We start from the raw sequence: 9,374 nt of genomic DNA, 5'->3' as shown, positions 1-9,374 counted from the left end.
CGAGAAGGATCATGGCCGAATCGAGACCCGCCGCTACACCTGGATCAATGACGTCCGCGGGATGGGCCAGTCCATGCGTGCGGCGTGGAAGAAACTCGGCGGCGTCGGCATGATCGAGTCGATACGGCAGATCGGCGACAAGGCCAGTGTCGATCAGCGCTACGCGATCGGTTCCTGCGGTGTGCAAACGGTCAACATGTTTGCCAAGGCCTCCCGTAGCCACTGGGGCATCGAGAATGGCTTGCACTGGACGCTTGGGGTGGTCTTCCGCGAGGATCAGTGTCGTGCCCGTGTGGGACACTCGGCGCGGAACCTCTCCGTTCTGCGCAAGTTCGTCCTGACCCCCTTGCGCAAAGAAGAGGGTTGCAAGATGGGCTTGAACCGCCGCCGTCTTCATGCCGACCGAAACGAGAGCTATCGCGAGTCATTGATCACTTTGGCTTTCTCCGACCGGACTCAAGACAGTATTATGAATTCTGTGCAAGCGATTGCCCTGGGTTGCTTCCGGTGATGTGCTCATCGTAAGATGACCTCCACTTTCTTCAGGAGGAAGGCCCTCGGTCGAGGGGGGGAGGTCACATTGTCATGCGAGCGCATCGCCACCGCATCCTCCGCGCAACGGCTTCGTTCAACATCCCGCTCCAGCAGACTGGCTGAAGGCGGCTCACAAGGACATCATGAGAGACTTTGGCCATCTCCTTAACAGGACAGCCCTCAGATTGGCTCTGAGGCAGGGGTGGGTATTTGTATCGCTAGGAATTTTCAGCGCGATGGGTATGGCAGCCGCCATGGACAGGTACTTTGAGACTTCCGATGGATTGCAGCTCCACTACCTGGAGGCAGGTTCAGGTGAACGCACGCTGCTGTTTGTTCCTGGTTGGCTGATGCCTGCGGCCGTTTTCGAAGCGCAGCTGGCTGGTTTGTCCAGGGAGTTCCGCGTGATCGCCTTCGACCCCCGCTCGCAGGGACTTTCCCAGGTGTCCCAAGGATCCCATCGCCCCGAGATTCGCCTCCGGGATATGGATGAGTTGCTAGCGGCAACTGGTGTGGGCGATTTCATCCTGGCGGGCTGGTCACTGGGTGTCCTGGAAACCCTGGATTTTATCGAGCAGCGCCGACCGGCCCGGTTGCGGGGTCTGATCCTGATTGACAACTCGATAGGCGAGGGCAACCCTCCGCCGCCTCGACCCTCCCGACGCCAGGAGAATCTGGCCGATCCGCAGCGACGTGTCCCTTATCTCACCGGTTTCTGCGATTCCCTCTTCCGCCGGCCACTGCCACCAGCCTTACGTCAGGCGGTACTGGCTTCAGCCCTGGGAGTCCCCCCCAAAGCTGCAATGGAATTGATCGCCCAACCCTATCCGCGTACCTATTGGCGAGATATCGTCAACCGGCAAGAGGTTCCGGTCCTCTACGCGGTGACGCCCCGTCTGCGTGACCAGGCCGCTGCTCTGAGTCGGAAGCGCGGACCCGATCTGGCAGAAATCAAAGTCTACGAGGACGCCGGCCACGCGCTTTTCTTCGATGCTGCGGATGATTTCAACACTCTGGTCCGGAACTTCTCTCTCCGGGTCTTCAGTAACCTTGTGCCGTAGTTCCCACGACCCGCCGCCGAACCACCTGAAGACATCGCTGATTGCTGCCCTTCTGGTAACTAAAGGAAAAGGGAAGTTCGCCGCTGGTCTTGCCGACACGATAGGCGGCAGCCAAGGATTGCTGGGATTTCGGATTGAACAGGGGATGGGGCCGCTCGAAATGGCCATACAAGGCCACGTCGCCGATCTTGCCCAACTCGCGATAGTCAACGCCCGTCTCATCCTGTACAAGTAGTGGGGTATTCGTCACCAGAGCATCCCGTATGATCGAGAAACCGGCATTCTGGGGCAAATGGGAGGCGGCCTTGAGAAACACTGGATGGCGCGCCATGCGTGCCATCCAGGCCCGCGACAATTCGTGGGACTCCAGGTGGGAATTGGAAAGATCCATGCGCACATAATCGACCCGCACGGTTTTCCCAGCCCGGGAGAGGGTGAGCCGGACAGCGTTCCAGGCATCCGTGCGCGCGTTCACGAGAGGCTCGAATTCGCCGGTTTCCGGGCTCATGGCAATCGGAGAGACCTCGACCACTGTATATCCCAGGCGGGCAGCAAAGGCCATCAAGATAGGCGTCAGACCTATTCTGACCTGCTTGTCGCGGGCATCGGCATCCAGATCGTTGGTGCGAAAGAAACCGAGGCGACCGAACTTCCGCCACTCGCCACTGAACTTCCGGTAGAAACTCTGGCGTGCGGTTTCCGACAACTGCAATGGGTCTACCGGTGGCTGGGCAGGCTGCATGGCCACCAGCACATAGCGCTCAGCGGCAGGGAATAACTGGGCAACCGTCACCAGGTCTGGGCCAGCGAAGGGATAGAAAACCGTGCCACCGGCCGGTGCAGCGATATGCTTGGCCGCCCAGTTTGCCGCCGGTTGGCCAGTACTATTGCGGTAAGCAATCCACGACTGGTCCACCGTCTTGCCATAGGCCGCACCGGCTTCCGGAACGCCGTTCGAGGTGGCTTGCCGGGGGTCTGGCAGGCCAGCGTAGGCACGGGCCAGCGAATCGGCAGTACGGGCAGGGGCAGATCCGCCTGCGCCCAACAACGCCAGGAAAAGCCCAATCAGAACCAGATGGCGATGGCAGCGTAGCGAACGAGGCATGGGCAGGAATCTCCGGAAACCAGTGAATCAGGCGAATCGGTACTTGCCGAAGCGCAGGAGAGAAAAAGCGAAGACCAGGAGCAGCGCAATGCTCACTTCCGCGGGACGTTGCACCGCACCCAGGATCAGGATGATGCTCATGACACCAACAAACAAGGGAGCAAACAGATAGCGGGCGACAGCGGGCGTCTGTTCCTTGATCCGATACATGCCCAGCACACAGAGTACCGGGAAGACGCCGAGAAGGAACCCCATTATCGTGAGGATCTGCTCGAAGGTGCCGGTAATCACCATCAGAATGGAGAGCCCTGCTTGTAGCCAAAAAAACTGGGGAGAAACCTCGGCGGAGGGCGAGGAGGTGGGTTTCCGGGGCGTCAACCAGGAGAGCACTGTCGCCAGCACCCGCGGCCCGATGAAAGCGGATGCGCCGAGGGAGGAAAGCAGAGCGAAGGCGACGATTCCGGAGAACCAGGCTGAGGCCTGTGTGCCGAAGAGCGATTTCACCAGGATCGCCATAACCGGGATGACGCCATCTATTTCAGTGGTCGGCAGGCTGTTGAGCAGCGCCAGGTTGAGGGTGACATAAAGGAGAAGAGTGATGATCGCCCCAATGACCATTGCATTACGCACGGTACGCCCCGGGTTGGGTGCTTCCTCGGCGACGTAAATGGCAGCATTCCAACCGCTATAGGCAAACATGACCAGCATCATGGCGACGCCCCAGTCGGGGCCGAAACCCGCCATTCTGGATGCCGACTCGACATCGGCCGGCGTGTGGGGAGAGGCCAACATCAATCCATAAAGACCGAGGCCGGCCAGAAGAGAAAATTTGATGATGGCCAGCAAGGTCTGGATTCGTATGCCTGACGGCCCCACGACACTGTGCAGCGCAGTCACCAAGACGAGAGTGCTGCAGGCTACCAGCTCATGCGACAGCGCAAGATGGGGAAGTGCGGCATCCAGATAAGCAGCGAGGGCCAGCGAGGTGGCCGCGTTGGAGGCGGCAAAACCGACGACAAAGGACGTCCAGCCAGCAATCTCCCCAAGGACCGGGGAAAAGAATTCCCGCAGGATGATCGCCTCCCCCCCGTTCTTGGGCAAAGCCTTGACGATGACCCCATAGCAGAAGGCGCCGAAACAGGCCAGAATCCCCCCCATCACCCAGACAAGGATCACCGCCTCCGGCGCCTTGAGCAGAGAAAGTATGATTCCTGTAGTGGTAAGGATTCCCGTACCCAACATGCTGGCCACGACGAGGAAGGTAGCGGAAAGGGTACTGAGCGGATGTTTGATTGGAAGCATGCCTTCGGCAAGAATTCCGCGATTGTATCTTGGGATGGAATGGGATGGATAGAGATTTGATGATGACGGTGTCCGTTGCCCCTTCCAGATCAAATCAGCGCACGCGCTGTTTGGGGTCAAAACGGACGATTGCCCGCCCGTCGGTCGTCTTTTTCGGCGGTGCCTTCCAGGCGTGTCCATAAACCACTTCGACGGTCGCCGGCAGCCGTCCGGCATTCGCGAGTTGTTGATAGGCGGCGCGTACCTCGGCCCAGGCTGATCGTCCCATCAGGCCATGCCGTCGAGCGCGCATCGCACAGCTTGAACCGCTGTGGCGCAGATCGTTGAGCAGATCGTCGAAGCTCGCGTAGGTCATCGTCAGCACCTCTGCATCCATCACCGGATCTGCGAAACCACACTCGACGAGCATGTCGCCGTAGTCGTGCATGTCGGTAAAGCGCTGGGTATGAACGTAACCATCGCGAAAGCTGGCGCGCAATTCCTTCAGAGTATCCGGTCCGAAAGTCGAAAACATCAGGAGCCCCTCGACTGCAAGCAGTCGATGCACTTCACGAAACACGGCCAGGGGATCGTCAAGCCAGGGCAGCATCAGGTTCGACCACATGAAACCGATCGACTGTCCTGGCAAGGGCAGGCTGGCGGCATCTGCGACCAGCAGCGGTGGCGGCCTGCCGCGCAGGAAAGGGAGCAACCAGCGCAGCCGCGAGCGCTGCGCCTGCCCGGCCTGCAGCATCGCTTCGCAAAGATCGACGCCCAATAGCAATGCCTTGGGATAACGTTCGCGCAATGCGCTGAGACTGGCGCCGGTACCGCAACCAAGATCAAGGACTCGCTGCGGCTCGATGCGCACATAGTCGAGGCGTTCGAGCATGCGCCTGCCAATTTCGCGCTGCAGCACCGCCACTTCGTCGTAGGTCGATGCCGCCCGCGCAAAATTTCGTTGCACCTGGCGCGGCTCGACGAACTGCGCCTGCGCTTTCATCGACGACCCGGGGCAGTTAGATCGGCCGCAGCCCAAGCTTCTCGAACAATACTTGATCACGGTCGGCTTCGGGGTTGCCGGTGGTCAGCAGCTTGTCGCCGTAGAAGATCGAATTGGCGCCGGCCAGAAAACACAGGGCCTGCTGTTCTTCGGCCATCGCCTGACGGCCGGCCGACAGGCGAACGAAACTGGACGGCATGGTGATGCGCGCGGCAGCAATGGTACGCACGAACTCGAAACCATCGATCGGCGCCACCTCGGCCAGCGGCGTACCGGGAATCGGGACGAGATTGTTGATCGGCACCGATTCCGGCGGCGGATTGAGATTGGCGAGCTGGGCAATCAGCGCTGCACGGTTGCGGCGCGATTCGCCCATGCCGATGATTCCGCCGGAGCAGACCTTGATCCCGGCTTCGCGCACCTGGCCCAGGGTATCGATACGGTCGGCATGCTTGTGGGTGGTGATCACCTGTCCATAGAAAGAGGCATCGGTATCGAGGTTGTGGTTGTAGTAATCGAGGCCAGCTTCCTTGAGTTCACTGGCCTGCCCGTCCTTGAGCATGCCCAGGGTGACGCAGGTCTGCAGGCCGAGGCCCTTGACCGCACGAATCATCTCGCTGACTTTCGCGAGATCCTTGTCTTTCGGACCTCGCCAGGCAGCGCCCATGCAGAAACGCGAGGCGCCCTTGTCCTTGGCGGCCTGTGCTGCGGCGACGACTTCGTCGAGAGGCAGCAAGTCTTCGCGCTCGGTTTCGGTCTTGTAGCGTGCGGACTGCGCGCAATAGCCGCAATCCTCGGAACAGCCACCGGTCTTGACGGAGAGCAGCGTCGAGAGTTGAATCTCGTTGGCGTCAAAGTGCTCGCGGTGCACCTGTTGTGCGCGAAAGATCAGATCCATCAGAGGGAGCTGGTATAGCGCCTCGACTTCGGCGACAGTCCAGCGCGCTGTGCGGGCTGCAGCAGCGGTGTGTTCGGGAGTAAGCGCGGCGGCTTGAGGAATTGCGTTCATGATCTGTAAACCTAAGGGTTGGGGTAAATTAAGGCTCGGCAATACAAATTACTTGCGAGCACTTGAAAGATGTCAATCTTAACTCAAAGCGCCGGATTGATTCGCAGATCGTGGGTACACCTGCTGCCGCAAGACTGCCTGCTTTGCGGCGCCGGCAGCGGCGAAACCCTCCTCTGCCGAGCCTGTGAGGCGGATTTGCCGAGACCACCGTTGCCAGCCTGTCCACGCTGTGCACTGCCAAACTCGCATGGCGAAGTCTGCGGCCGCTGCCTCGCCAGGCCACCGTACTACGATGCCACGTCCGCCGCTTTTCGCTATGCCTTCCCGATTGACAAGCTGGTGCAGTCATTCAAGTATGGCCATCGTCTGGCACTCGCAAGCTACTTCGGCCGCCAGTTGGCCTGGCTCAGCGAAATCGGCGCTGCCGACCTGATCATCCCCTTACCTTTACACCCCATGCGCCTTCGCGAACGCGGCTTCAACCAGGCGCTTGAACTCGCCCGCCCGGTCGGCAAGGCCTGCCGGATTCCGATCGACGAACGCAGTTGCAGCCGCATCCGTCACACGGCCATCCAGGCTGACCTGCCTTGGCGGGAAAGAGCAAGGAATGTGCGTGGGGCCTTTCACTGCACGTCTGATTTCACTGGCAAGCGACTCCTCCTGGTCGACGATGTGATGACCACCGGTTCGTCTCTGAACGAATTGGCACGTACGCTGAAGTTGCACGGCGCCGCGCAGGTCGCACTGTTGGTCGTCGCCCGCACCATGCCCGTGTAATCGCCAGTCGCTCTGGAAAAGATTTCCGGTGCGACCTGTCGCCTGTGGATTACGTGCAGAAACAGCGTTCAGACCTGCTCAAAGATGCTCGAACTCGGCGATGTCTGCGCCCGGACTGCCCATTGGGGCGGCAAAAGCGATGACGCCACTGCCGTGCAAGACCAACTCATCGTGTTTCAGTAACAGCTCTGGCTCACCGTTGATGGTCACGAAAGTGCCGTTGGTACTGGTGTCCTTGATTACGAAATGCTCGCCTCGCCGCTCGATCAAGGCGTGGTTGCGCGAAGCACGACGATCGTGAATTGCGATCTCGCAACTCACATCACGGCCCATCAGCAGACGGGTCCGCTGCTTGTCAAGCACTGTCACAAAGCGGCCATAACGTATGCAGAGCCGCAACTCCTGCTCCTTGACAGGGACCTGCAGATGATCGACGATCACTTTGGCAGAATCGCTCGCATGCTCTCGCCAGAGCACTTCGAAGACCTGCCGTTCCGCAGGCTGTCCGGGGATCGAGAGGTTGTTCAGGAGGCGTGCCGATGACTGCAGATGCGGCGACAACAGCGCCCATGTTGCGCCGTTGGTCAACACCTGCCCGGCGCTGGCCAGCCCCGCCAGTGATTCGGCGGTGTTCACGCAATCGCCGAGGAACTCACCATTCTCCTCGATCACTGCACCGTGGTGAAAACCGATCTTGATCGCCAACTGAACGCCGGAAACGGGAGGCAGGTCGGCGACCCGCCGCTGCATGGCGATGGCCGCCTGGCAGGCATCGTTGGCGTTGGCGAAAACCGCGGTGAGGTCGTCCCGACCGGCCTTCATGATCTGACCGTGAAAGCCGTCGATGCCCCGGCGCATGCGTTTCATGCAACGGTCAACGGCGTGCAGGGCCTCGGTACCACCCAGTTTCTCGAATAGTCTTTGGCTCCCGGCGACCGCAACAAACACGATCGACCGCATTCTTTCCTTGCTGCTCATGCATCATACTCCCTGTCTTGCCCTTGAGAATCGGCCTGCCGCATCCATTCGGCAAACCGTTCATCATCGCCGGTGAAATGACTGCTCATCGCCGGACATGTAGCGGAATTGGCTGTGGCGATGAGCAGTGATCGCCAAGGGGCTGCGGGTCGAATACCGAATCGCCTCCTGCCATGCTTGTCAGCTCTGTCCCGGGACGCAGATCCCTGAAATCGAACAAGGCCTGGTCGGCCAGATGTGAGGGAACGATCTTCTGGAGCGCAGAAAATACCGATTCGGTGCGTCCGGGGTAGCGCCGGTCCCAATCAGCCATCATTTCGCGAATCTTCTGGCGTTGCAGATTGTCCTGCGAGCCGCAGAGATTACAGGGAATGATCGGGTAGTCCATAGCCCGCGCAAAACGCGCGATGTCCGTTTCGCTGCAGTAGGCCAGTGGCCGGATCACCACATGCGCGCCGTCGTCGGTGACCAGCTTGGGCGGCATGGCCTTGAGTTGTCCGGCAAAGAAAAGATTGAGAAAAAGCGTGTGCACGATGTCATCGCGATGGTGGCCAAGGGCAATCTTGTTGGCGCCGATTTCCTTGGCTGTACGATAAATGATGCCACGACGCAGTCGAGAACACAGCGAACAGGTCGTCTTGCCCTCCGGAATCTTGCTCTTGACCACCGAATAGGTATCCCGCTCGACGATCCGGTACTCGACACCAATTTTCGCCAGATAGCGCGGCAGCACGTCAGCCGGGAACCCCGGCTGTTTCTGGTCGAGGTTCATGGCAATCAAGCGAAAACCGACCGGCGCACGCTCGCGCAAGGCCATCAGTAGCGACAGCAGCGTGTACGAGTCCTTGCCGCCGGAAATGCAGACCAGAACCGTATCACCATCCTCGATCATGTGGTAATCGGCAATCGCCTTGCCGGCCTTGCTCTCAAGGCGCCTTCTCAGGCGCAGCAGGGTATTCGAGGGTTCCAAACAGGCCCTTTCCAATGGCATGATGAATTACAGATGCGCACTGCGACCGCCATCCACATTGATCACCTGACCGGTCACGTAGGTCGCATCTTCAAGCAGATAGTGTACCGCTCGGGCGATGTCCTGCGGACAGCCGGCGCGCTCCAGCAAGGTATGTGCCACGATTGCTGCACGCGTGGTGCTGTCAAAAAAGCCCTCCTCAGGCCACAGGATCGGCCCCGGAGCAACGGCATTCACTCGTACCAGCGGCCCCAGTTCAATGGCCAGAGCACGCGTCAGCCCCAGCAGACCCGCTTTCGCTGCGCAGTACAGTGGATAACCGGCGAGTGGTCTTTCGGCATGGATGTCGGTGATGTTGACGACGGCGCCGCGCGCAGCCAGCAGATGTGGCGCGGCAGCCTGGGTCAGAAACAGGGGGGCCTTGAGATTGCTGCCCACCAGGTCATCCCAGGCCGCCTGGTCAATGCTGCCGAAAGGTGTCGGAAAGAAGCTTGAGGCGTTGTTCACCAGGGCATCGAGGCGACCGAAACGATCCACGGTGCCGGCCACCAGCCATGGCAAGGTCGCGAGATCCCGCAGATCGGCCTGCAGACACGCCGCTGAACAGGGTCTGACGGACCTTCCCGGAGCCCTTGAGGTAAGTCATTGATTAATTG

9 protein-coding genes and 1 pseudogene are annotated in these 9,374 nt (G+C 60.0%); 3 read left to right on the top strand and 7 right to left on the bottom strand.

From position 1 onward, the window contains the following. A partial coding sequence (locus CAPSK01_RS22560; protein ID WP_273703438.1) for an ISAs1 family transposase occupies positions 1-511 on the top strand: 511 nt, incomplete at its 5' end. 166 nt (positions 512-677) lie between these two features. Beyond that, positions 678-1,595 carry an alpha/beta hydrolase gene (locus tag CAPSK01_RS22555; protein WP_273703437.1) on the top strand — a complete coding sequence of 306 codons (918 nt, stop codon included), beginning with the start codon at positions 678-680 and terminating at the stop codon, positions 1,593-1,595. On the opposite strand, the gene CAPSK01_RS09800 is transcribed toward CAPSK01_RS22555, so the two are convergent. The 4 genes from CAPSK01_RS09800 to bioB are packed head-to-tail and all read right to left on the bottom strand — an operon-like array spanning position 1,576 to position 5,993. After that, on the bottom strand, positions 1,576-2,700 hold the full coding sequence (locus CAPSK01_RS09800) for a hypothetical protein (protein WP_034925793.1): 1,125 nt from the start codon (positions 2,698-2,700) through the stop codon (positions 1,576-1,578). The genes CAPSK01_RS22555 and CAPSK01_RS09800 overlap by 20 nt on opposite strands. Positions 2,701-2,727: 27 nt before the next feature. Continuing rightward, positions 2,728-4,122: an amino acid permease gene (locus CAPSK01_RS09795; RefSeq protein WP_273703436.1), complete on the bottom strand. Its 1,395-nt coding sequence runs from the start codon at positions 4,120-4,122 to the stop codon at positions 2,728-2,730. Beyond that, on the bottom strand, positions 4,097-4,984 hold the full coding sequence (gene bioC / locus CAPSK01_RS09790) for a malonyl-ACP O-methyltransferase BioC (RefSeq protein ID WP_034925790.1): 888 nt from the start codon (positions 4,982-4,984) through the stop codon (positions 4,097-4,099). The genes CAPSK01_RS09795 and bioC overlap by 26 nt, the downstream gene beginning before the upstream one ends. Before the next feature lie 16 nt (positions 4,985-5,000). Continuing rightward, positions 5,001-5,993 carry a biotin synthase BioB gene (bioB, locus tag CAPSK01_RS09785; protein ID WP_034925789.1) on the bottom strand — a complete coding sequence of 331 codons (993 nt, stop codon included), beginning with the start codon at positions 5,991-5,993 and terminating at the stop codon, positions 5,001-5,003. A 69-nt stretch (positions 5,994-6,062) separates the two neighbouring features. Here bioB and CAPSK01_RS09780 point away from each other — a divergent pair, with 69 nt between their 5' ends. Next, positions 6,063-6,770 (top strand): ComF family protein, encoded by a 708-nt coding sequence (locus CAPSK01_RS09780; protein WP_273703435.1) that lies wholly within the window; start codon positions 6,063-6,065, stop codon positions 6,768-6,770. A 78-nt stretch (positions 6,771-6,848) separates the two neighbouring features. Here CAPSK01_RS09780 and CAPSK01_RS09775 read toward each other — a convergent pair whose 3' ends face one another. The 3 genes and pseudogenes from CAPSK01_RS09775 to CAPSK01_RS09765 form a co-directional block, all read right to left on the bottom strand. Continuing rightward, a complete protein-coding gene (locus CAPSK01_RS09775) occupies positions 6,849-7,748 on the bottom strand; it encodes an adenylate/guanylate cyclase domain-containing protein (RefSeq protein ID WP_273703434.1) in 900 nt (299 codons plus the stop codon). 85 nt (positions 7,749-7,833) lie between these two features. Beyond that, positions 7,834-8,718 carry a tRNA 2-thiocytidine(32) synthetase TtcA gene (ttcA, locus tag CAPSK01_RS09770; RefSeq protein ID WP_273703433.1) on the bottom strand — a complete coding sequence of 295 codons (885 nt, stop codon included), beginning with the start codon at positions 8,716-8,718 and terminating at the stop codon, positions 7,834-7,836. Positions 8,719-8,745: 27 nt separating this feature from the next. Then, positions 8,746-9,321 (bottom strand): annotated as a pseudogene (locus CAPSK01_RS09765) (SDR family oxidoreductase); the annotation flags it as partial. Positions 9,322-9,374 lie beyond the last annotated feature (53 nt).

Source organism: Candidatus Accumulibacter vicinus, assembly GCF_000584955.1.
In the GTDB taxonomy this organism is placed as follows: Bacteria; Pseudomonadota; Gammaproteobacteria; order Burkholderiales; family Rhodocyclaceae; genus Accumulibacter; species Accumulibacter vicinus.
The sequence above is the reverse complement of the archived record's forward strand: the minus strand, read 5'-3'. Positions and strand labels throughout refer to the sequence as shown.

What these genes read in the sequence shown, in the direction of transcription:
- CAPSK01_RS22555 (WP_273703437.1), top strand. Translation starts at nt 678, where the DNA reads ATGAGAGACTTTGGCCATCTCCTTAACAGGACAGCCCTCAGATTGGCT.
- CAPSK01_RS09800 (WP_034925793.1), bottom strand. Translation starts at nt 2,700, where the DNA reads ATGCCTCGTTCGCTACGCTGCCATCGCCATCTGGTTCTGATTGGGCTT.
- bioC (WP_034925790.1), bottom strand. Translation starts at nt 4,984, where the DNA reads ATGAAAGCGCAGGCGCAGTTCGTCGAGCCGCGCCAGGTGCAACGAAAT.
- bioB (WP_034925789.1), bottom strand. Translation starts at nt 5,993, where the DNA reads ATGAACGCAATTCCTCAAGCCGCCGCGCTTACTCCCGAACACACCGCT.
- CAPSK01_RS09780 (WP_273703435.1), top strand. Translation starts at nt 6,063, where the DNA reads ATGTCAATCTTAACTCAAAGCGCCGGATTGATTCGCAGATCGTGGGTA.
- CAPSK01_RS09775 (WP_273703434.1), bottom strand. Translation starts at nt 7,748, where the DNA reads ATGAGCAGCAAGGAAAGAATGCGGTCGATCGTGTTTGTTGCGGTCGCC.